Origin of the sequence: Paenibacillus sp. KS-LC4 (assembly GCF_036894955.1) — a bacterium.
Lineage (GTDB): Bacteria > Bacillota > Bacilli > Paenibacillales > Paenibacillaceae > Pristimantibacillus.
In genome coordinates this window covers 1,960,177-1,983,544 of record NZ_CP145905.1, presented here as the reverse complement: position 1 = coordinate 1,983,544, position 23,368 = coordinate 1,960,177, and the positions used below count along the sequence as shown (strand labels likewise).

Sequence of the window (23,368 nt, the reverse complement as noted above, 5' to 3'; positions counted from 1 at the left end):
GGTATCGACTTTTCATACTGGAGGGATATTTAATGGCACCTAAGAAGATGCGTTCCGACATGATAAAAAAAGGATTTGACCGCGCACCACACCGCAGCTTGCTGCGTGCAGCGGGAGTAGCAGAGGAAGATTTCGACAAGCCCTTCATTGCTGTTTGTAATTCCTATATTGATATTGTACCTGGTCACGTTCATTTGCAGGAATTCGGCAAGCTTGTTAAGCAAGCCATTCGCGATGCTGGCGGTGTTCCTTTCGAATTTAACACCATTGGCGTTGACGATGGAATCGCAATGGGACATATCGGCATGCGCTACTCGCTGGCAAGCCGCGAAATTATTGCCGATTCTGTAGAAACCGTTGTAAATGCGCATTGGTTCGACGGTATGGTTTGCATCCCGAACTGTGACAAAATTACACCAGGCATGATGATGGGCGCACTGCGCGTCAACATCCCAACTATGTTCGTCAGCGGCGGACCTATGAAGGCGGGTAAAACATCCGATGGCCGCTCGATCTCGCTCTCCAGCGTTTTCGAAGGCGTTGGCGCTTACCAAGCCGGCATCATTGATGATAAGAGCCTGCTGGAGCTTGAACAGTTCGGCTGTCCGACTTGCGGCTCATGCTCAGGCATGTTCACTGCCAACTCGATGAACTGTCTTGCTGAAGGCCTTGGTCTCGCGCTTCCAGGCAACGGCACGATTCTTGCCGTAGCACCTGAGCGTAAGGAATTCGTTAAGCAATCGGCTACCCAACTAATGAAGCTGATTGAGCTTGGCATTAAGCCTCGCGACATCGTAACGAAAGATACGATTGATAACGCCTTTGCCCTTGATATGGCAATGGGCGGTTCCACGAATACCGTTCTTCATACGCTGGCACTTGCACATGAAGCAGGTATTGACTACCCAATCGAGCGCATCAATGAAATTGCTGAGCGCGTACCGCATTTGGCTAAAATCGCTCCCGCTTCCGACTACCACATCGAAGATGTGCATCTGGCTGGCGGCGTAAGCGCCGTATTGAACGAAATGTTCAAAAAAGAAGGCACGCTGCATGGCGATTGCATCACTGTTACGGGCAAGACGCTGCGCGAAAACGTAGAGGGCTGCGAAATTCAAAATACCGACGTTATCCGGACGATTGACAATCCGCATAGTGAGCGTGGCGGACTTGCTGTATTGTTCGGCAACCTTGCTCCAGGCGGCGCAATTATTAAAGTCGGCGCGATTGACAAATCGGTTAACGGCTATCATAAAGGTCCTGCTATTTGCTTTGATTCCCAGGATGAAGCTCTTGCTGGCATCGCTAACGGCAAAGTTAAAGAAGGACATGTTGTTATCATTCGTTATGAAGGACCTAAAGGCGGTCCAGGCATGCCGGAAATGCTAGCTCCTACCTCGCAAATCGCTGGTATGGGCCTAGGCGCTAAAGTCGGTCTCGTAACCGATGGACGCTTCTCCGGCGCTTCCCGCGGAATCAGTATCGGCCACGTTTCACCAGAAGCGGCTGAAGGCGGTCCAATTGCTTTCGTACAAGACGGCGACATCGTTGAGCTGGATATGAACAACCGTGGAATGAACGTTTTAATCAGCGATGAGGAGTTCGAGAAACGCCGTGCCGCATGGCCGGGCTTCGAACCAAAAATCAAACGCGGTTATCTTGCGCGTTATTCCCACCTCGTTACTAACGCCAGCCGCGGCGGCGTAATGAAAATGTAGTTTGACACTAAGCAGCGCTTCGTCGCTGCTTTTTATTTTTCCCCTTCCACCTGCTACTCTCCTAAATTTCAATTCATGTTTCTTTGCAAATCTCGAATGGCTTTCCACGATAGGAGCCTAATGCCCTCCCTTTTAATAAATCGTAAAATGTCATCATCCTTCAAAAGAAAGTACTCTAACTCTCTTTCACTGTAACAATGAGTTAAAGCCTTTAATTCATTAGTTATTAGAGCGGGATGTACAGTCAACTGGGTTATACCCGGCCTGATATTTTTTATTATCTGTTTAAACTGCTGCTTCAGCTCCTCATACTTTACAGAGGTTTTTTGACAATATGGCAGAGACACCATATCATCAATCAACATAATGCCACGTTTGTTAGCGGTATCTATTCTACTTTTAAATCCTTCTTTCTGTGTGTGATTGAAAAATGGCTGCTCTAATATTCTTAAAGGCAAATTAAAGGGTAGACAATATTTTTCACATAAATCAAAAATTATATCCAAGAAGTCACGTCCTGTGTGAAGCCCCATAATACTCCCGCCATGACTATCCAGATGAGTAGGATCAATTCCTAATAATATGGCGTTTTGAATTTGAGCATCAAATTCCAGCTTTACTTCCTCAGGATTTGCCATTATCTCAACTTGTGATATTTCATTATAAAAATATCCCTGCTCAGTAACTAAACTGCTTAATACCCTTTCTTTAAATACGGGACGCAAGCCATTATTTTTATCGCTGTTTAAGGTAAGGTGGATACCTATTTGTTTAAAATTTGCTTCCTTACTTTTCTCGATCGCTTCCCTTGCAGCTGAGCACGGCATCATTATAGATGCTGATGTTATCGCCTTTTGCTCAAATAAATCAATGATAGCTGCATTGGTTCCCCCTGTAATTCCAAAATCATCAGCATTTATAATTAATAAACGCTCTTCTATCCCAGAACCTAATTTTCTCATTTTATTGTTTCCTCCTCGTTTTTTAACACTGAAACGCAAAAAATAAAGACGCATACACTTTAATGTGTTTGCATCTTTAATAGGATTTTGGTTGTTTAGCCCGCTTATAGGTAAGCTAGGGTTATGAACTTGATTTCTCACTTTGGCTTAATGCCCCCGCCAGCACCATCGAGCCTCTTGGCTCTACCCCATTAGCATCTGGCTCCTGCGTAATGGCAATTTGATCGTAGTCATCCGGATTAAATGTAAAATACAGCGCTCCTACGCCTTCATTTGGCAGGAACGTGCCTGCGTTAACCGGCTTGCCCTCTTTTAGCAGCCATACCTGAAAGGCTTCATCGCCTTGTAGCTTGGGCAACTGCTCGACCTGAACGATTAAATGCATCCCTTTGCTGTCTACGCTAATCGTTGCGCGGCCCTCGGCTACAATGCCTGCTTCCGTCGGCTTAAGCGATACGACACCATTTACCTGTGAAGCAGCAGCCGGACTGTCGGAGGCCGCAATCTGCTGCTTCAACTGCTCCAACTGACTCGTTAAATCAGCCGTTTCATGGCTAAGCTGGTTAACCTGCTGCAACAAAAAGCCGGAAAGAATAACGAATGAAGCCGCAACACCCGTCATTACACGAGTAACCCAGCGTTTGCGCAGCTGAGTCTGTAAAGTGGCTGTTCGCAATGGGATAAACTCTGGTCGAGGAGCGGGTTCTTCACTGCCGACCTGATTATTGCCGCTCCCATAATGTTCTGGGTTACTACTTTCATCAGCAGCTGTTAATGTCGACATCGGCGCAGACGTTGGCGCAGACTGCAATACAGCTGCCAGTATGCGCTGCTTCATACCAGCTGGCGGTTCTACCGACTCAACTGCATGGGGAAAACGAGAGATAATAGGCTGTAGCTCCTCCACCATCTCTCTGCACCGCTGGCAATGCGACAAATGATGTTCAAATTGCTGCGTTGCTTCAGCATCAAGACCTCCAAGTGAATACATCTCCACGTCCTCACAAAGTGAATCATTAGGTTTAATCATTGCCGCACCCCCTCCTTCCATGTATGTTCGAATCGTTTACGCAGCTGGCCTAACGCCAGCCTGACCCTGCTTTTAACGGTACCAAGCGGAATTTGATGCTTGTCCGCCACCTCTTGCTGCGTATAGCCCATATAATAGATCCACTCAACAACCTGCTTTTGGTCGTCACTCAGCTGTCCAATGGCTTCTTTCATTTGCTGGCCAAGCATTCTGTCCTCCACAGCCTTTTCCGTTGTAAGCGGATCGACCGTTCGCTCTAAAATCTGCTCTTCCTGAACCTGCTGCGGACGTCTGCCCTGCTTTCTGATCCAATCAATGGCAAGGTTGCGGGCGATTGCAAAAATCCAGGTGCTTATTTTTCCTGACGCTTCTTCGGTTTCAACTCTAGAAGCCGCATTCCATATTCGCATAAACAGCTCCTGCACCACTTCCTCCGATGCCATCTCATCTTTGAGCATTCGATACACGAATGAGTAGACGGGCCGTTCATAGCGATCGTACAGCTGCTCAAGCGCCGATGCATCCTGCCGTGCGATCAGTTGAATTAAATATTCATCAGATGTCGGTTCCCCCATGCTGGGATAGCCCCCTCTATAATTAAGTGATCTGAATGCTTTTATTCTATTTTATTTTAAAACTCCGGCCGCCTGTAAGCAGACGCCGGAGCTCGATTATATGGTGGAAGTACTGCCCTCCATCGGAGCAGCATCCACAGCACCTGCTGGCGCTGCCTGCAAGCTTGCTTCTTGCCCTATGCTTACTCTCAACAGCGCAGCTTGCGAATTTTGAAAAGCTTGTATTTTACTCATGGGATATAGCAGCATGCATGGATCAATCGCATTTCTGCGCTCCTTGCTTTTTACATTCCGCGGCTTCTTCGTCAATACGCGCATAAGCAGCCGTAAGTAAATGCGGGTTGTGCGAGCAAATAAGCCGTCCGGCAATGGGATCACCTCAAAGCCAAACCGATCCGCTCCTCGATGAATCATTGTAACGCCGTATAATGCCTTCGCATCAGCCGCAGCGGGATCATTCATCAACTGCTGGGCAAGCATAGGCAATGCCGCTTCTACTTCCCGCAGCATTCGAATTCCAGCAGCTAGTGGCGATACTGCTTCTGCCGCAATGCCGGACAGCTTGCGGTTGTCAAAATGCAGCTCCACTACTCGGTCTCCCTTGGATAAACGTTCGCCCTCTGCTAGCTCGATTGGCTGGCCGCTGTAGGAAATCATTCGATAATGCAGCGCCGGCGACTCCACTCCTACCTGCTTAAGCCGAAACGCACGATGAAATAGACGCTCATACTGCAGCCATAGCGTGATCAGTGATTTCTTAAACCATGACAGCTCGCGCTCCTTGGCTTTATCTGTCAGCTGTATCATCTCTTTAATCGTAACAAAACGATAGCCCTGCCTTACGCCTTCCTTCAAATAAGCCTCAAGTGCGATCAGCATATTAGCAGGAGCATCATGATGGGCGCCTGGCGTTTGCCCGCAATCATGAAGCAGCAGCACCTCGCCAGGGCGGAGCTTCTTCAGCATTTTTTGCTTAAGGCGCTCCGCCCCCAGCCTCTTGTTCCAATCACCGAACATGGACGACCATAATACGATTTGCAAATGGCCAATGCTGGCAAAATCAAACACATTAATAATGCCCCATGGAGGCCTGTAATAATTGGAACGGCTGCCTGTCGCCTCTCGTATTATTTCGCATGTACGCTCGATCTGACGCTTGACGGATTTTGGCCGCATGAACCAATTGGTCTTGTGAACATAATTGTGTATGCCAAGCGTATGGCCTTCCTCATGTATTTTGCGTAATAGCTCCGGCTGCGCTTCGCCATGTGCGCCAACGATGAAAAAAGTCGCTTTCGCATCATAGCGAGCCAGCAACTCAAGCAGCTTTGGCGTATAGACAGCATCCGGGCCATCGTCAAAGGTAAGGGCAATTTCCTTCTTTACCAGACCTTTCTTAAAAACCCTAAATCCGAAAGTACGACTGATAAACGCAGGGAGGAAAGCGTAGAACGAGAAAAGATAAAGAGTCCAGACAACTAAGTTCTCCATATTGTTTCCCCACCGTTATTAAAATTTTAGCTGCATGTAATCGGCGATAAACAAACAACAATAACCTTAATTGTATCATATGGCTACAAAAAATAGGCAGCAAAATTAAAATTATAGTACAATCAAAGCGAGATATTAAGAAATTGGAAAAGAGAGGTTTTCAGCTATGCTACCCTTTTATAAAAAATATTGGCGAACCGCATTTGACATTGCACTGATCGCGCTAACGGTTTATTTAATTATGTTTACCTTTAGTCATTTTTATCAATTGGCTACACCAATCATTTTCTCCTTTGTTATTTTCATGTGCATTGAGCCGCTCGCACGCAGGCTGAACAAGATTGGCATCACAAAATCCATCGCGTCAGGCATATCCATATTATTGTTTTCCATCCTCATTCTATCCGCCTTCTCCGGACTCGGTTACATTATTACGAAGCAGGGCTCCGAGTTTCTGGACAAGCTGCCGGAATATCAGGCTGTGCTCATGAAGCAGGTAGAGCTTAGCACGTCACAGGTGCAAAATAAAATTCAAGCCCTCCCGCCTGAGCTCGTCGCGCAAATTACGGAATACATCCAGGGCGCTGCCGAATATGTGCCGAATTTGGTCAAAACGATTTTCGCTGGAACCGTCGGCTACGTGTCCTCGTTCTCCAGCTTTATGTTTAACTTTCTGGTCGGTATTATATTAGCTTATTTCCTAAGCATTGAAATTAATGATTGGAAAAAAACAGCGGCGGATAAAACGCCCAAAACGTTTAAAAAAGCCTTTTTCTTCTTGCGTGAAAATGTATTAAAGGGCATTTCCGGCTACCTGAAGGCGCAAGCCAAGATGATTACGATTACGTTTTTCGTCATCTTCATCTCCCTGCTGCTGCTTGGTGTCAAAAATGCCCTTGTAGTCGCCGTCATCTCGGCTATTTTTGATGTGCTGCCGCTGCTTGGGGTAGGAACGATCTTTATTCCTTGGATCATTTATTTGTTTATCGTGGGGCATACCACACTTGCGGTGTGGCTGTCTATATTGTACATCGTCGTCGTATTGGCCAGACAGCTATTGGAGCCCAAAATAACCGGAGACACGCTCGGCGTATCTGCATTTACGATGCTGGCATTTATGATTATTTCGCTCAAGCTGTTCGGCATTGCTGGCGTCATCTTATCACCCGTGCTCATCATTTTGCTCAAAACCTTGTATGACCAAGGCTTCTTCCATCGCTGGATCAGAACTCCGCAAGGCGAATTTGACAGCCAGGTGCCTCCACCGGGTGCCGGAGGAGATGCAGGCAACCCGCCTGCCCCTCCAAGCGTTTAAATCTGCGTTCGTTTCAATCTTGCTTATCGCTTCGCTATAATATCCATTACGCCGCGAAACAGCTTCGTCGCTTGATTGCTAGTACCGGGACTCCTGTTCTCGGCAAGCACCGCGACGGCGTATCGCGGCTTATTTGTCGGTCCGTAGCCGATGAACCACTGGTGAACGCGCTCCTTGCCGCTAAGCAGCGTCTGCGCCGTACCAGACTTCCCGGCAATCGGCCATACGCCATTTCGAATAGAGCGTCCCGTACCGTATTCCGTGACCGCCTTCATTCCTTCCAGCAGCGTACCAGCGGTTCTCGCATGTATCGGCGTGCCCGCCTGTCTAGCTTGCCGAGGCTTCAGTTCCACCATCAGCTGTCCGTTTGCATAACGAATTTCACTTACGATTCGCGGCTCCAGTCTTTGACCGCCATGTAAAATCGTCACGACCAAATTCGCCGCCTGCAGCGGAGTCATCCTGACATCCCTTTGACCAATACCGCTTTGAGCCATAATGCCCCCGTCTATGTCAAGAGCAGGCTTGTCCTGCAATGACTGCCAAATACTCGCAGCAAACAACTGTCCGCTCTCCTCCTCACCGAGCAGCCGCAAGCGTCCGGCAAACGGTCCAAAGGCAGATTCGGTATGCCACCCGGCGGGGTCACCGATGCCTAACGCAGCCGCAGTCTGATAAAGCTCATAGCCGCTCAACCGCTCGGCAAGCGTCGCAAATACAAGGTTGCAGGACTGGGCTAACCCTTCCTCAAGCGTCAAACTCCCGTGCCCCTCCTGCTTCCAGCATGTTAAACCATATTTTCCGTATTTCCCACTGCATGTGAACACTTCTTTGTCATCCGTAACACCCGCCTCAAGCGCCGCCGCTTCCGTTACAAGCTTAAAAATCGAGCCCGGGGCAACCGCTTGGAGCGCATGATTCGACCAATCCGTTTCCTCATTCCGCTCCAACTGCTGCGGGTTCATCTGCGGCCGAGATACCATGCTGACGATATCCGCATTTTGTACATCCAGCACAACGATTGCTCCCGCTTTCAAGCCATTTGCATCTGCGTACAGCTCAAGCTGCTGTTGGAGCTGTACATCGAGCGTCGTCTTAACTTTAAGCGGATAGTAGGCGCTATCCGGCTGAAACACCCGCAGACCCAACCCCTTAAGCGGATGCCGCTGTCCATCAAGATAAAAGGATACCGACGTTGGCCCATTGCCTCTTAGCAAAATATCCAGTGATTTTTCAAGACCAGCACCGCCGATTTCATCTGTCAGCTTACGCTTGCCTGACGCCAAATCCGCTTCATAAGCCTGCTCCAGCCATTCTGGATGTTGACTTACAAAACCAATGGCTTGCCTGGCATTAAGCTGCGGCAAGTACCGATTGTGATAGGGCAGCACCTTGACTCCATTTATATGGAGCTGCGAAAGCGCTGTGAGCTGGCTCACAGAAAGGGCCAGCGGTGCCTTCTGCCCTTCCTCCCGCCAAAAATCGGCACTTTTGAGCGCATCCCATTTTTCCATCAATTGCTCGTAAGATACGTGCAGAAGCTTCGCCAGCTTGCGCAGCTCCGTCGTCTCTCCCCTTGCCTTGCTTTCTACTGGAAATAGTGCCAATGCTGAATAGCTCTCCCCCGTAATGGCTCTCCCGTAACGATCTATAAAATCTCCGCGCCCTGAATCTAGCACCAGATTGCGCTGCCGCTGAATCGCCGCCTTATGCTTCCAGTCAGTAGGCTTGCTGAGTATCTCGGCAGCGGGCTGACCCCAGCTTGGCACCAGTTGCAGCGTCGCCAGCCTAAGCAAATAACCTGCCATTATAACCGTTAATAGTATTGCTACGATTGCTGCACGCCGCCTGATCATTTTAGCTAGCCTCCTTCCCCTCAGTATGGCCTTAATGGCAACTTATAAACCGCATCGCCCTTCCCTTAAGCCCGCAAGCACTCGCTCCAACTGCTCCAGAAATAGTTCAGTTTCATTTAAGGTAGCCCAAGTATGATAACCCTCAAGAACCAACATGAAGAGGTGATCCTTCTATTATGAAGACGCACAAGAAGAAAACCAAAAAAACAAAACGGATATGGATGATTGCCACGATCACAACGCTCTTAGGCCTTGGCTCATTGACATATGGTCTCGCAGACCGTTATTTGATCAAGCATGTTGAAGTCGTCGTGACAGACCAGGCTGCAACGTCCAATAGCTCAAGCGATACAACTGCTTCAACTGCTGAAGTTCAGGCAGCCTCAGATGCTTGGAACTACAGCAGCGACGATATACAAATTAATATTAAGAAGGTTCAGACAGGCTCTGGCTCAGACCTGATCACGTATTTTGTCGCAGATGTCAAGGTTAAAGATGCCAGCAGCCTGCGCTCTGCATTCGCCGAAAACAGTTTTGGAACGAATATTATAGAGAATACCTCGGTCATCGCTTCCAGCAATAATGCCATTTTTGCAATCAATGGCGATTATTATGGCTTCCGAGATGATGGCGTCATTATTCGCAATGGCACCGTATACCGAGACGATCCGGTGCGGGAGGCGCTGGCACTATTCGATGACGGAACGCTCCAAACGTATGATGAAACAGAGATTTCCTCCTCCGATCTGCTTGCTGGCGGTGTCACCAATACATTTTCATTCGGTCCCATACTCATACAAGATGGCAAAATCACAAGTGATTTCAGCAGTGTCAAAATTGATACTAATTTCGGAAACCGCTCGATCCAAAATGCAAATCCGAGAACCGCGATCGGTATGATTGCTCCAAACCATTATGTATTTGTCGTAGTAGACGGGCGGAAGGAAGGCTACAGCCGCGGCATGACACTTACGGAGCTTGCCGATGTCATGGCTGGCCTCGGAGCTACAGAAGCCTATAATTTGGACGGCGGCGGATCATCGACGATGTATTTTATGGGCAGAGTTGTCAATAATCCGCTTGGTAAAAATCAAGAGCGCGGCGTCAGCGACATTTTATATATTGGGGAGGAGTAATCATTATGACTATATTAATTCCGGCCTATGAGCCTGATAATCGGCTGCTTGATTTGATCCAGCAGCTGCATGCGTTCCAGCTTGAGCCCATCGTCATTGTTGATGACGGAAGCGGGCCAAGCTACCGTGACATTTTTGAAGCGGCTGAAGCCTCCGGCTGCACCGTTCTGACCCACGAGGTCAACCTCGGGAAAGGACGTGCCTTAAAAACGGGATTTGGTTATATACAAAAAAACGGTTTGCCGGGCCATGTCGTCTGTGCAGATAGTGACGGACAGCATCTTCCCCATGACATAAAGCGGATTTTTGACAAGCTGCTCAACCAAGCAACGCCGGGCATTGTGCTGGGAAGCCGCCGCTTTAGCGGAACCATTCCACTGCGCAGCCGCTTTGGCAACTCGGTCACTCGGTCAGTCTTCTCTCTCACTACGGGCGCTAAAATTTATGATACGCAAACCGGTTTGCGCGGCTTTTCCTTTTCCATGCTGGACTGGCTGTGCCAAATTCCCGGCGAGCGGTTCGAATATGAAATGAACATGCTGCTAACCGCTCACCGGGATGGCTTTAAGATTACCGAGGAATATATTGATACCGTCTATTTGGATCACAATAAATCATCCCATTTTCGTCCGCTGATCGACTCATTCCGCATTTATTTGCCGATTATAATGTTCAGCACCTCTTCCCTGCTGTCAGCAATACTAGACTTTACGCTATTATTCCTTATTCAAAGCATTAGCCACAACCTGTTTTTGTCCGTAGCAGCCGCAAGATTGTGCAGCTCCATCTTCAACTATACGATGAACAGAAAGTACGTATTCGCGGGCAGCGGCGGCAAAGTATCCAGAGTTCACCAATCTCTGCCTAAATATTTCTCGCTGGTCATTGTTGTGCTGCTCTTAAATTATGGACTGCTGTATTTATACAATGAAACGCTTATCCTTCCCCTTGTTATCGCCAAATTACTGACCGAGGCATCCATCTTTCTTTTCAGTTATTGGGCCCAGCGCAAATATGTGTATTAGGGTGAAATCTGACTTCACTGCATGAAAAGCTTGGCATTTTTCACCTTAATTTTCAAAAAAGCCGTTTGAACAAGGGAAGCACCCCGTTCAAACGGCTGAATGAAAGTCGATATTATTCGATTTTGAATTTCGCTAGCGAATCCTTTAGCTCACGCGATACGCTCCCCAGCTCTTCCGACAGGCTGACGAGACCGTCACTAATGCTAAGCTGCTCGCTGCTGAGGGAAGCTACCTCCTCTGATGTTGCCGAGGATTGCTGTGCTACTGCGCTGACATTTGTCATCGCCTCAGACAACACTTCCTGCGACTTGTCCAGCTCGCCAATGGAGTTCGTTACTGAATCCAGCTTGTGTACAAACTGTACCATCTGCTCCTGAACATTTACGAAAATATCTGTCGCCTGCTTTACAGAAACAATTTGCTCCTGAAATAAAGGATAAGCATCCGACAACACGCTAACCGTATTGTCAATTTCCTCTTGAATTTTTTCAGTGATTTGTCCTACGATATCAATCGATTGACGAGATTGATCGGCCAGCTTGCGAATTTCGTCAGCCACGACCATAAAGCCTTTGCCTGCTGCACCCGCACGCGCTGCTTCAATCGCCGCATTCAGGGAAAGAATATTGGTCTGCTTCGTCAAATTGTTCAATACATCCAATATTTTAACGATAGAGCCTGTGCTGTCTTTAAGGCTGTCTACCTTTTCAACCATGGAGCGTGTCATTTGCTCCGTTTGCCCCGTTTTGTGGCTCAGCTCGCCCATGTAGGCCGCCCCACGCTCACCCGCTTTCTCTACCTCGCCAGCCGCACGCACAATTTCTGCATTCGCCTGCTTCACCGTCTCCATTTGGGTCGAAATATTGCCGCTCAGGTCGCTGCCGCGCTCTGCTTCAACAGCAAGGCTTGAGGCGCCATTTGCAATTTCTTCGGTTGCGACTGATATTTCCCGTGAAGAAATAGCTGTTTTCCGCGAAACATCCGTAAGCTCGCCAGCAGTATGCAGCACTGTATCCGCAGATTGTGTTGCCTGCTTCGCCAAATTGGTAATTTGCGTCATCATATCATTAAAGCTGTCGCTCAGCTCGCCGATTTCATCGGAACGTTTCCGTATTGTAGATCGCACCGTCAAATTGCCCCGTTGTCCCTCATTCATCAAATTGCGCAGGTTCATCAGCGGCTGTGCAATCGTTCGAATAACAAGGAAGCCAATTGCAATCGCAATGAATACAGCTACAATCGCTGTAATAATGGTCATATCGCGAATAACCTTTGCATCCTCAACCAACCTATCTACCGGAATAAGACCGAGCAGCTTCCAATCTACGGTATCAAATGATTTATAAACCGTCAGCATGGACTGGCCATCGCTAGTTTCCAGCTTTTTCGAGCCTTCAATTGCAGCGTCACCTTCAGTAGGAAGAGCTACTGGAGCCGGCTGACCAATCAGGTCATTGTTAGGAGGCAGTATATAGTTGTTTTGACCATCCACGATCGAAAGCTCGCTGCCTAGTCCTAAGGATACATCCTTTATAGAATCTTGGAGGCTTGCCAAATTAATTTCAATTAGCAGCATATAGGAAACTTCATTCAATGTGCTATCCTTCAGGAGGCGGCTGATGCCGATCGTTGGCGCACCGCTCCCACCGCCAAAGCCCTTCGGCTGGGTCGCAAGCCAGATTGCCTTGCCATTTGCTTCCTGCACCCTGCTGAACCACTCTTCCTGCTTCATCGCAGCGGTTGCAACAGAAGAAGCATTTCCTGCTGTTACGACTGGCAGCTTATCATCCAGCGGCAGCAAATAGATGGCCTTAATGCTGGAGTTGCCAAGCGCGTAATCCTGCATTTTGCTAGACAGCTCACGGCTCGCTTCAAAGCGAGTATAATCATCCTCGCCTTCACGCATTTTGCCGATCAACGAATGTAAATCTTTATTAATTAAAATTTGCATCGTCATTTCTTCATAGTTGTCCAAAATAATGTTCAAGTTCGTCGTTACCTGACTAACGGTTTGAAAGCTAGCCCCGGAAACTTTGCGTTCAACAATTGTTTTCGTCTGAGAATATGAAATAAGACCTACTGCCAAGACGCAGGTTACGATGCTGGCAAATATAATTAAAAACAGCTTCGTACCTACCGATTTATTCACCTGATTGAGCTTCATCTCCTTTGTCAGCGCGAGCAGCTGCTTGGAGGAGCTTTTCCCGTACTTGCCTGTCTTGGAGACGATTTTTTTGAAAATCGGCTTAGATCCATTCCAAAATCCGGAAAGGGCTTTCATTGATTTCCCTGCTTCTGTTTTTTTCATCGCAATTTTCTTCGACTGAGTTTTGTCCTCATTTTTTTTCAATGATGACACCGCCTTTTTTATTTGTTACAGACTAGGTCTTTAGAAGCGCTCAATATGTTGTCAATGAATCCTTGTGCTCTCTTTTCTTATGTAGCCCCTAATACTATATATCGGTTTTCAACTCACAAATAATTAATAAATAATAAAAAAACACTGCTTTTGAAAAACGAAAACAGTGTTGTGTTCCTGGTTATTTTTTAATCATTAATTTACGCAGCATATCCATCGGTTCCACAGGCGCAAAAGTCTTAATGTGGATGCGCTGAAGCGGGTGTCTTGCTGCATCCAGCTCTTGTCCCTTGTCATCGGTCATTCGCGTAATCGTCTGCTTGAAGAAGCGGCCTCCGGGGCCAACAAACTCAACCTCTTGCCCCAACTTAAAGTGGTTTCGCTGCTCTACAACCGCAATGCCTGTCTCATCGTTATATTCCAGAACTACTCCGGCAAAATCATAAGGCGCTGGCTTATCTTCCGGCTCATAAATATGATCCTCTGCACCCGGTGTATCGAGGAAAAATCCCGTGTTAAGCGGACGGTTCGCCGCTTTGAAAATTTCATCCAGCCATTCTTGCTTCAGCACAAAATTTTCCGGGTCCTCAAAATAGGAATCAATGGCTTGACGATACACATTCACAACAGTTGCAACATAGTGAATGCTCTTCATGCGGCCTTCAATTTTGAAGCTGTCTACGCCAACATCAATCAGCTCTGGCAAATATTCAATCATGCACAGGTCTTTAGAGCCCATCGTGAATGGATCCTCGCCTTCGGTGTACATCGGCATATCATCCACAAATAAATCATATTTCCAGCGACACGACTGCGAGCAGCCCCCTCGATTGGAGTCACGATCAGTAAAGTGATTGCTGAGTACACAGCGGCCGGAAAAGGAAGAGCACATTGCCCCATGAATAAACGCTTCAATTTCAATATCCACATGCTTTTTAATTTCGGCGATTTCTTCAAAGCTCGTTTCTCTGGCAAGAACGACGCGCGGCAAGCCTTCTTCCTTCCAAAACTGTACCGCCTGCCAGTTGAGCGTTGATTGCTGAGTGCTCAGATGAGCTTCCAGCTTAGGAGCTACTCGTGCAGCCGTCTCAATAATAATCGGATCAGCGACAATAATCGCTGAAATGCCGACTTCCTCTAAATTGCGCAAATACTCCTCAAGCCCACCGATATCCTCATTATGCGCATAAATATTCGTAGCTACGAACACCTTTGCGCCATAGCGATTGGCAAATTCGACGCCTTCTCGCATTTCCTCAAAGCTAAAATTGCCTGCGTTGGAACGAAGGCCGTATTTTTGTCCGCCAATGTATACCGCGTCAGCGCCATAATGGATAGCGAATTTCAGCTTTTCCAAATTGCCTGCCGGGGCAAGCAGCTCGGGACGATCGAGTCTATGTCGTTTGCCCTGATAGCGGGTTTTCACCGGGCTCATCGCCTCTGAATTTATGTTTTCTGTAACTGTCATCGTTGCTGCACCTCCTGCTCCATACCTCAATACACTTGTTCTTTATAAAAGAAACCAAAGCTTAGTTCACGCCGTGGATCTTGCACTTCCTTAATCGGCTCCAGCCACTCATCCTGAAAACGGTAGCCCTCCGGATCAGCCATATAGGTGTCAATAACGTTGCGATAAGCCCGCACGACGACCTCATTGTATTCTATCGTTTTGAGCAGCCCTTCAATTTTCAAGCTCTCTACACCAATTTCCATTAGCTCATGTAGATTTTCCAGCATGCAAATATCATCCGAGCTCAAAATATGCGTGCCGTTGGCATCCTCAAAAATAGGGAAGCGTTCATCCTTACGCTCAGCTTCCATCACGTATAGCCCTTGCTCCTTGCTGGCGCTGCCAAGCTTGCCGGAGTCTTTCTGATGATCCAAATAGCTGTTCACAAGCGAGCGCTTGGAATGATAAATATTCGTCAAGCCATGAACCTGTACCTCAATGGGCATGGTAGAATTTTCTTTGATTTCAATGACCTGATCCATATTCAGCTCGCGGGCAAGCACAAACCGCGTAGCACCGCGCTTTCTCCAATATTCTGCTGTCGCATAATTCGTTGAAGTCATCTCGGCATTCCAATGCAGCGGCATGTCAGGAGCCGCACTCCGTGCAGCCATCAATACAGCGGGGTCACCGAACATAACGCCGTTTACGCCAGCCTCGGTCAATGCCTGCAAATAGCCAGGCAAAGATTCCACGACTTTGTTTTCCATCAGATTATTTACCGATACATAAATGTTTACGCCTTGAGGCGCCGCCAGCTCTACCGCCTGCCTGATCATTTCCAAATCAAATTGCCCAGCAAGACGCATGCCGTAGCGTGCTTCTCCAATTAGGAAAGCATCAGCCCCGGCAGCAATTAGGCGCTCCAGTTCCTCCAAAGATGAAGCTGTCGTTAATAATTCTGGCTTTACCGCCATGCTCCTTACACTCCTTACTTAGACTGCGCAGTTTTGTTGCTGTTAGCAATATTATTGTTATGCTCGTTAAAGGTTTTAGCAAATAGATGCTGTCCCGTTCCATCCTTCTTAGTTACATAGAAAAAATATTCCGTTTCCTGCGGATACAGCGCCGCTTTGATTGAGCTAAGGCTTGGGGCCGCAATCGGTCCGGGCGGGAGGCCGTCAACCAAATAGGTGTTATAAGAGCTGTCAACTTTTAGATCCTTATTATATAAACGTTCCTTCGGCTTATCGAGTGCATATTGCACCGTTGCATCTATTTGCAGCTTCATCGGCTTGTTCAAGCGATTATATATAACGCTCGCAACGATTGGACGCTCCTCGTCAACAACTACCTCGCGCTCGACCAAGGATGCAATCGTAAGCAGCTGATGAATCGTAAGCTTGCGTTTTTCCAGCTGAATTGTCCAATCATTAGGTAATTGTGCAAGCTTGACATCAAGCTCAGAAACCATACGATTCAATATTTCCTGCTCGGTGCTGCCCTTCTTCATTTCATAGGTTTCTGGAAACAAATACCCTTCCAGCCGGTGATGCAGCTTGGCATCAGCGGAAATTTCATTTACCGCATCCGCATTGCTCCACGTCTGCTGTTTATCGGCAAGCTCCAAAAATTTATTTTTGTCGATCAGCTTCTCTTCCGACAGTTTATCGGCAATTTGCAATACCGTAAGCCCCTCTGGAATCGTAAAGCGGATCGTCTCCTGCTTGACGGTGCTGCCGCTGTTCAGCATAGCAATGACATCGGCCTTATCCATGCCGGGATTCATTAAATACGTGCCCGCTTGAAATTTGCCGCCTTGTTTCTCCAGCTTCAAATAATATTTAAAGATCAGGGCATTTTTAATAATCCCTTCCTCTTGCAGTACATCGGAAATTTGACTCGCTGAGGCGCTGTTTGGAATGACAATCTGCTTGGCCTCCGCTGTCTTGGTTGGCTCTAATTGAAGCCATAAATAAATAAACGCGCCGCCCACCACTGTCGTGATGACGCCTAAAATGCTTAAAAATACGTAAAAAGCGATACGAACCTTGCCAGGCTTAGTTGACTGCCTCTTTGCGTTGTCCAACCTGCTTTCCTCCTAATTCCCCAATACGTCGAGAAAAAGAGCGGTGTGCACCGCTCCTTTTCTCGATGTATACGTATAATAAAGCTTGCTTAAGGTCGCTCATCGCCAGCAAATAACAAATCGTCATAAGCTTCAGATGCCAGTTCCCATTCTTCATCATCCTCAATCGTTTCCAGCTCCGGCTCTTCGCCATGCTCGCCAATGACGCGGAAAAGCTCCACTTCATCCTCGCCCTTCATCGCTTCCGACTGGAGCGCCGCATAGACGTAGGAACCGAGTTTAAACTCAGCCTTGATGACGAATGTTTCCATTACGCCGCCGCCCGCAAGCAGCTCGATTTGAGGACCGAAGGCTTCCCGCAGCCGCTCAAGCGGCTGCGGGATTAGTACCTCGCCTTGATCCATTAATTTTCTTCCTCCAATTCGCCGAGCAGCGTATTAAACGTCTCCTCTACGATGTTCCACTCTTCCTCGTCTTCAATCGTGTACAGCTGAAGGTCATCGCCATCTTCCTCGTAGCGGAAGGCATAGACCTCGTCTTCCTCTTCGCTCTCGCCAACGAGCGGAACGACCATCATATATTTCTGATCAGAGCCATCCACTTCAAACTTCATGATGACTTCGAATTCTTCTTCATTGCCGTCTTCATCCGGAATATAAATAATTTCCGGCTCTTCGAACTGCATATCATCCTTTGTCATCTTAACCCTCACCTTTTCGTTTTGTGAATTGCGCCAAACTAGCTTTCGCTCCTGTTAACGCAAGCCCTTAGAATCGAGATAATTTTGTAAAATGAGCGTTGCCGCCATTTTGTCCACTACCAGCTTTCGCTTCTTACGGCTGACATCCGCTTCTATGAGAGTACGCTCTGCGGCCACAGTAGTCAACCGTTCGTCCCAAAGGTGAACAGGCAAGTGTAGTTTCTGTCGAAGCTGCTCTGCAAATTCAATACTAATCTCGCCTCGTGGACCGATGGTGTTATTCATGTTCTTCGGAAGTCCCAAGACGATTTCACTAACCTCATACTGCTGCACAATTTCGGCGAGCCGTTCCAATTCGCCATTGTCACGGCGCTTCTTCACGACCTCGACCCCTTGCGCAGTCCAGCCAAAAGGATCGCTTACCGCAACACCAATGTTGCGATCGCCGTAATCGAGTCCCATTGTTCTCATTGCTTGTCCGGCTCCTGACTATTATGTTTTCTTATTGTTCAAATAAAACCGGACAAGCTCTTCAATGAGTTCATCGCGTTCCTTCTTGCGAATCAGGCTCCTGGCGTTGTTGTGCCGCGGAATATACGCGGGATCACCGGAGAGCAAATAGCCTACAATCTGATTAATCGGATTGTATTCTTTCTCCAGAAGCGCTTCATGCACAGACAGCAAAATATCCTGTGAGGAGGCTTCCAAACTTTCCGGCAGCACATCAAACTTCATCGTTTTGTCCATGGAACTCATCGCCAGCACCTCGCTTTCCAACTACATTTCAATGAGATTACTATCGATACACATTCCTATCATATCACATTTGCTTGGGCGAGAACCAGTTCTTCCGCAAGTTTCAGTGCTTCTTCCAATTTTGAAGCGTCCTTGCCGCCAGCCTGCGCCATATCAGGACGGCCACCGCCGCTTCCGCCGCACACCGCTGCTGCTTCTTTAATAATTTTGCCAGCGTGAAGCCCCTTCTTCACCAAATCAGCAGATACCGACGCTACGAGGCTAACTTTATCCTCTTGTACAGCGCCAAGAATAATAACCGCAGAAGGCAGCTTGAGCTTCAGCTCATCCGAAATGCCGCGCAGCGCATCTATAGTTGGCGCATTTACTTGAGCGCTAAGCACCGTAACTTCGCCGATTTGCTTCGCCTGCTGCTCAAGCGAGCCCGCTTCGATCCGGCTTAGCTTCGCTTGCAGCGATTCATTCTCGCGGCCAAGCTCCTTCACCTGCGCATGCAGCGCTTCAATCCGCTTAGGCACATCTCCATTGCTCGATTTCAGCAAGGCTGCTGCTTGCCCCAGCAAATCAAGCTGGCTTTCCGTGTAGCTGTAAGCATAGCGACCTGTAACGGCTTCTATCCGGCGTACGCCTGAGCCAATTCCACTTTCGCTGATCAGCTTGAACACGCCGATTTGCGAAGTGCTGGCTACGTGGCAGCCGCCGCAAAGCTCAAGGCTATAGTCGCCAACTTGCACAACGCGGACGACATCGCCATATTTTTCACCGAATAAAGCCATAGCGCCCATTTCCTTCGCTTCTGCCAGCGACTTGTTCGTAATGGTCACATCGGTGCTGTTCCAAATTTGCTCATTGACGCGGCGCTCGATTTCTACAAGCTCCTCATCGGTAATGCTGCCAAAGTGGGAGAAGTCAAAACGCAGACGCTCCGCTTCAACAAGGGAACCAGCCTGATTGACATGCGTGCCCAGCACTTCCTTGAGCGCTTTGTGCAGCAAATGGGTAGCTGTATGGTTTTTAATGACATCCTCACGAACCGCTTTCGCAACAGCCGCCTGTACTTTCTCGCCCGTCTTCACGGTGCCTGATACAACGAGCGCATGATGCACGCTTTGGCCATGCGGCGCCTTCGTTACATCCTTCACCTGCAAGGAGAAGCCTTGGCCCGAAATGATGCCGCGGTCGCCAATTTGGCCGCCGCTCTCCGCATAAAACGGCGTGCGGTCAAGCAGTACAAACACTTCGCTGCCTTCGCTCGCGCTGTCTATTAGCGCATCCTCTTGCACGATCGCCGTAATCGTCGATTCAATTACCAACTCATTATAGCCAACAAATTCGCTTTTAACCGTGAATTCGCCCAGTGCTCCTCCTTGAATCTTCATGCCGCCCGTATCCTGACGAGCTGCACGTGCGCGTTCACGCTGCGCTTCCATTGCTGCGTCAAAGCCTGCACGGTCAACGGTCAAATCGTTTTCCGCTGCAAAGTCCTCCGTCAGGTCAAACGGGAAGCCATAGGTGTCATACAGGCGGAATGCATCTTCCCCGCCGATTTCCTTGCCGCCAGCTGCGCGTGCCGCATCTACCAGCGTCGTGAGCAAAGCAAGCCCGTCGGATAACGTCTCGTGGAAACGCTCCTCCTCTGTGCGAATAACCTTCTCGATAAATTCGCGTTTGGACACAACCTCGTCATAATATACGCCCATTACTTCACCGACAGTAGCAGTCAGCTCATGCAGGAATGGACGGTCGATGCCGATCGTTTTTCCGTAACGAACCGCTCTGCGGAGCAAACGGCGAATAATGTAGCCGCGTCCCTCGTTAGAAGGCATAACGCCGTCGCCGACAGCGAAAGCAACCGTGCGGATGTGGTCAGCAATCACTTTCAGCGCCACATCATGCTCAGCATTCACATGATATTTCACTCCGGCAAGCTCACACGTACGCTCGATAATGGGCATGAATAGGTCGGTATCAAAGTTCGAATCGACATCCTGCAAAATGGAAGCAAAGCGCTCTAGGCCTGCACCTGTATCAATGTTTTTGTTCGGAAGCGGCGTATAGCTGCCATCCTTGTTATGGTTGAATTGCGAAAATACGAGGTTCCATACTTCCAGAAAACGCTCGTTTTCGCCGCCCGGCCAGCATTCGGGATCATTCAAATCGCCGTATTTGTCGCCGCGGTCATAGAAAATTTCCGTACAAGGTCCGCATGGGCCTTCGCCGATATCCCAAAAGTTTTCATCCAGCTTGTAGATGCGCTCCTCAGGCAGGCCGATTTTTTTATTCCAGAACGCATAGGCTTCCTCATCCTCCGGGTAAACGGTAACCGATAGGCGCTCTGGATCGAAGCCGATCCACTCCTTGCCTGTGAGAAACTCCCAAGCCCACGTAATCGCTTCTTCCTTGAAATAGTCACCGATGGAGAAATTGCCTAGCATTTCAAAAAACGTATGATGACGGCGCGTTTTGCCGACATTTTCAATATCGTTGGTGCGAATGCACTTCTGCGAATTCGTAATCCGTGGATTTTCCGGAATGACGCGTCCGTCAAAATAAGCCTTCAGCGGCGCCATGCCTGCGTTAATCCATAGCAGCGATGGATCGTTGTGCGGCACGAGCGATGCGCTCGGCTCAATTGTATGTCCTTTACTTTCGAAAAAAGCGAGCCATTTTGACCGAATTTCACTAGCCTTCATAGTTGATACGCCTCCAATAGGTTTCATTATTTACGCCTGCATGTTGCTTCCAGGCCTGCTTTAAAACATCAAAAAGTCCCTGTCAGTTATGACAGGGACGAAAACTCGCGGTACCACCCTGGTTATCGCCAGCTTCAGCCTTGCGCTATCATTAGCGGCACAGCCTTACGCAGCAATCTCCTCGTATGGACGATAACGGGTCCTCCCGGTGAAGTTCATTCACACTCCGAAAGCAGCTTTCAGCCATCCTTCGCCATAAAAGCTCTTGCAGCCAACGCCGAGTTACGGCGAAGAAGCTTCCTCTCTGATTGACGGTCTATAGCTTACTTCCTTTTCATCAACGATTTCCACTTTAAATATAAGAATTTATAAGTTTAACTATTATAAATGGTCTTATATTTCATCGCGAAACGGAAGCTTTGCCGCCAAAGGGCGGATAAAGCCGTTTACGCTTGAATCTTACTAAAAATGAGTATATCGGCAGCAAGGCCCGCTGTCAAATAATCTTTCGCCTTACATAATAGGCAAACATATGCTGGACGATGACCTTCAGCGCCGCAAAAATCGGAACGGCGAGAATCATCCCCGCGACGCCCGCTACCTGTCCTCCAACCAGCAAGGCAAAAATAATCGCCAGCGGATGCATATGCAGCGTCCTTCCCACCACCTGCGGAGAAATAATATTGCCCTCTAAAATTTGGCATAGCGTATTGATTACCGCGACGAGAATCATCATTTTGACCGAGATGGTCGACGCCATCAAAATCGCTGGAATCGCCCCCAGAAACGGGCCCAAATAGGGGATAATGTTCGTAATCGCTACAATGCCGGCAAGCAGCAGCGCATATTCCATTCCGATAATCGTATAGCCGATGTAGGCTAGCACGCCGACGATTAGACAAACGAGAAACTGCCCGCGTATGTAGCTGCCCAGCGCCGAGTCAATATCCTTCATCAGTCGAACGGTATTTTGACGATGCGACTTGGGTACGTACGTAATGACCGTCCGCTCGAACACCTCAAAATCCTTCAAAATGTAAAACGCCAGAAACGGCACAATAAAGGCAATAAACACCGTATTCAGCACCGAACCGATATTGTTGATAAAATGGATCAGCGCCTCCGACAGCTTCCGCTCCATATGCAGCAGCGACTGGTTCATCCCATCGCGCAGGCTGTCCGGCAGAAATGATGTATTGTTGATATCCGTCACCAAATTTTGCGCCTTCATCGTCAGGTCCGGCACCCGTTCGTTGAGCTCCTGCACCTGCATGGCAAGCATTGGAATGACATTGACGAGCAAGACGGTCAGCGCTGTGAAAAACACCGTATAAATGAGCAGCACCGCCATCGTTCGCGGAACTTTACGTTCATGAAGCATCGTCACGACCGGATTCAGTACATAGGAAATAATCATGGCAACGATAAATGGCGCTAGAATCGCCTTGAGGAAAAAATAAATATTCATAAACATCGGCTTGACCAATATAAGCAAATACAGCGCCAGCAAGCCTAGAATGATGTAGACCAACCACACAAACAGACGGCTTTTTGTGAACCGTTCCACTTTCCCTCACCCCCGCTCGCTTACCTAGCGTAAACGGCTGTTGCCCCCCTCTGGCGGCAAAGCTGCCGTTCCGCGATGAAATATAAGCCATTTTATAAGGGTGAAACTTATAAATGCTTATATTTCAAGGAAAGGCCCTCAGGCCAATCTGCTACAGTATATGTACAAGCGGGGAAAATCATCCATGCTGATTGATTAATGAGTTTCAACTATATAGTTTTCAACCAGGCTAGATTGGTCATTTGAATTTAAAATAAATGCATAGTAAAGATTCGAAAATCCAAACGAGTAAATTCGATTGTCATTGTCTTTATATAGAACCGCCTTGCGTATACCAATTAGAATACTCTCTTTACTTTTTAAATTGTATAACTGCTCATTGATAGTCAAATGAAGTTGTATTCCATTCTCAAAAAAAATAATGGGGTAAGGGTGAGTAAATCCATCGTCAAACTTTTGGATTTTTTCTATTTTCCAATTTGGAAGTTGAGGCACTTCTTTTATTTGGAGCACCTCAGGGATGTCTTCTACCTCAATCTCTGTCAAAAATGAATTTTCAGCATGTTTTTCTAAATGTTGAACAAATAAAAACAAAAAAACAAACACAAGAATTACTGATGAATATATTAGTTTTTTCTTCAAATTG

At 47.9% G+C, this 23,368-nt stretch carries 20 protein-coding genes; 4 read left to right on the top strand and 16 right to left on the bottom strand.

Annotation, left to right across the window (positions count from 1 at the left end):
• Positions 1 to 32 precede the first annotated feature (32 nt).
• Positions 33 to 1,718: a dihydroxy-acid dehydratase gene (gene ilvD / locus V5J77_RS08555; RefSeq protein ID WP_338555354.1), complete on the top strand. Its 1,686-nt coding sequence runs from the start codon at positions 33 to 35 to the stop codon at positions 1,716 to 1,718.
• 68 nt (positions 1,719 to 1,786) lie between these two features.
• On the opposite strand, the gene V5J77_RS08550 is transcribed toward ilvD, so the two are convergent.
• The 4 genes from V5J77_RS08550 to V5J77_RS08535 all read right to left on the bottom strand — a co-directional run bounded on the left by V5J77_RS08550 (position 1,787) and on the right by V5J77_RS08535 (position 5,776).
• A complete protein-coding gene (locus tag V5J77_RS08550) occupies positions 1,787 to 2,680 on the bottom strand; it encodes a polysaccharide deacetylase family protein (RefSeq protein ID WP_338555353.1) in 894 nt (297 codons plus the stop codon).
• Between the two features lie 121 nt (positions 2,681 to 2,801).
• Positions 2,802 to 3,710 (bottom strand): anti-sigma factor, encoded by a 909-nt coding sequence (locus tag V5J77_RS08545; protein WP_338555352.1) that lies wholly within the window; start codon positions 3,708 to 3,710, stop codon positions 2,802 to 2,804.
• Complete coding sequence (locus V5J77_RS08540) at positions 3,707 to 4,285, bottom strand: sigma-70 family RNA polymerase sigma factor (protein ID WP_338555351.1); 579 nt, start codon at positions 4,283 to 4,285, stop codon at positions 3,707 to 3,709. Before V5J77_RS08540 ends, V5J77_RS08545 begins: the two co-directional genes overlap by 4 nt.
• Positions 4,286 to 4,381: 96 nt before the next feature.
• A complete protein-coding gene (locus V5J77_RS08535; protein ID WP_338555350.1) occupies positions 4,382 to 5,776 on the bottom strand; it encodes a polysaccharide deacetylase family protein in 1,395 nt (464 codons plus the stop codon).
• Positions 5,777 to 5,942: 166 nt separating this feature from the next.
• On the opposite strand from V5J77_RS08535, the gene ytvI reads away from it, so the two are divergent.
• A complete protein-coding gene (ytvI, locus tag V5J77_RS08530; RefSeq protein WP_338555349.1) occupies positions 5,943 to 7,091 on the top strand; it encodes a sporulation integral membrane protein YtvI in 1,149 nt (382 codons plus the stop codon).
• A 23-nt stretch (positions 7,092 to 7,114) separates the two neighbouring features.
• Here the strand turns inward: ytvI and V5J77_RS08525 are convergent, their stop codons facing one another.
• The gene (locus tag V5J77_RS08525) at positions 7,115 to 8,947 is read right to left on the bottom strand and encodes a penicillin-binding protein 2 (protein ID WP_338555348.1); all 1,833 of its coding nucleotides are present in this window, start codon (positions 8,945 to 8,947) and stop codon (positions 7,115 to 7,117) included.
• A gap of 176 nt (positions 8,948 to 9,123) precedes the next feature.
• Between V5J77_RS08525 and V5J77_RS08520 the strand changes: the two genes are divergently transcribed.
• A complete protein-coding gene (locus V5J77_RS08520) occupies positions 9,124 to 10,083 on the top strand; it encodes a phosphodiester glycosidase family protein (protein WP_338555347.1) in 960 nt (319 codons plus the stop codon).
• A gap of 5 nt (positions 10,084 to 10,088) precedes the next feature.
• Positions 10,089 to 11,108 carry a bifunctional glycosyltransferase family 2/GtrA family protein gene (locus tag V5J77_RS08515; RefSeq protein WP_338555346.1) on the top strand — a complete coding sequence of 340 codons (1,020 nt, stop codon included), beginning with the start codon at positions 10,089 to 10,091 and terminating at the stop codon, positions 11,106 to 11,108.
• 112 nt (positions 11,109 to 11,220) lie between these two features.
• Here V5J77_RS08515 and V5J77_RS08510 read toward each other — a convergent pair whose 3' ends face one another.
• From V5J77_RS08510 to V5J77_RS08460, 11 genes are all read right to left on the bottom strand, one after another.
• A complete protein-coding gene (locus tag V5J77_RS08510) occupies positions 11,221 to 13,458 on the bottom strand; it encodes a methyl-accepting chemotaxis protein (protein WP_338555345.1) in 2,238 nt (745 codons plus the stop codon).
• Positions 13,459 to 13,648: 190 nt separating this feature from the next.
• A complete protein-coding gene (locus tag V5J77_RS08505) occupies positions 13,649 to 14,902 on the bottom strand; it encodes a U32 family peptidase (protein ID WP_338556645.1) in 1,254 nt (417 codons plus the stop codon).
• A gap of 59 nt (positions 14,903 to 14,961) precedes the next feature.
• Positions 14,962 to 15,894 carry a peptidase U32 family protein gene (locus V5J77_RS08500; RefSeq protein WP_338555344.1) on the bottom strand — a complete coding sequence of 311 codons (933 nt, stop codon included), beginning with the start codon at positions 15,892 to 15,894 and terminating at the stop codon, positions 14,962 to 14,964.
• 14 nt (positions 15,895 to 15,908) lie between these two features.
• Entirely contained in the window at positions 15,909 to 17,006 is a 1,098-nt protein-coding gene (gene mltG, locus V5J77_RS08495; RefSeq protein WP_338555343.1) for an endolytic transglycosylase MltG, read from the bottom strand.
• A gap of 89 nt (positions 17,007 to 17,095) precedes the next feature.
• The gene (locus tag V5J77_RS08490) at positions 17,096 to 17,410 is read right to left on the bottom strand and encodes a DUF1292 domain-containing protein (RefSeq protein ID WP_338555342.1); all 315 of its coding nucleotides are present in this window, start codon (positions 17,408 to 17,410) and stop codon (positions 17,096 to 17,098) included.
• Positions 17,410 to 17,706, bottom strand: a complete 297-nt coding sequence (locus V5J77_RS08485; protein WP_338555341.1) for a DUF1292 domain-containing protein — start codon at positions 17,704 to 17,706, stop codon at positions 17,410 to 17,412. The genes V5J77_RS08490 and V5J77_RS08485 overlap by 1 nt, the downstream gene beginning before the upstream one ends.
• A 54-nt stretch (positions 17,707 to 17,760) precedes the next feature.
• The gene (ruvX, locus tag V5J77_RS08480; RefSeq protein ID WP_338555340.1) at positions 17,761 to 18,177 is read right to left on the bottom strand and encodes a Holliday junction resolvase RuvX; all 417 of its coding nucleotides are present in this window, start codon (positions 18,175 to 18,177) and stop codon (positions 17,761 to 17,763) included.
• Between the two features lie 21 nt (positions 18,178 to 18,198).
• The gene (locus V5J77_RS08475; RefSeq protein ID WP_338555338.1) at positions 18,199 to 18,462 is read right to left on the bottom strand and encodes an IreB family regulatory phosphoprotein; all 264 of its coding nucleotides are present in this window, start codon (positions 18,460 to 18,462) and stop codon (positions 18,199 to 18,201) included.
• Between the two features lie 59 nt (positions 18,463 to 18,521).
• Entirely contained in the window at positions 18,522 to 21,155 is a 2,634-nt protein-coding gene (alaS, locus tag V5J77_RS08470) for an alanine--tRNA ligase (protein WP_338556643.1), read from the bottom strand.
• A gap of 496 nt (positions 21,156 to 21,651) precedes the next feature.
• The gene (locus V5J77_RS08465; RefSeq protein WP_338555337.1) at positions 21,652 to 22,722 is read right to left on the bottom strand and encodes an AI-2E family transporter; all 1,071 of its coding nucleotides are present in this window, start codon (positions 22,720 to 22,722) and stop codon (positions 21,652 to 21,654) included.
• Positions 22,723 to 22,917: 195 nt separating this feature from the next.
• Positions 22,918 to 23,364: a hypothetical protein gene (locus V5J77_RS08460; RefSeq protein ID WP_338555336.1), complete on the bottom strand. Its 447-nt coding sequence runs from the start codon at positions 23,362 to 23,364 to the stop codon at positions 22,918 to 22,920.
• Between the last annotated feature and the right edge of the window lie 4 nt (positions 23,365 to 23,368).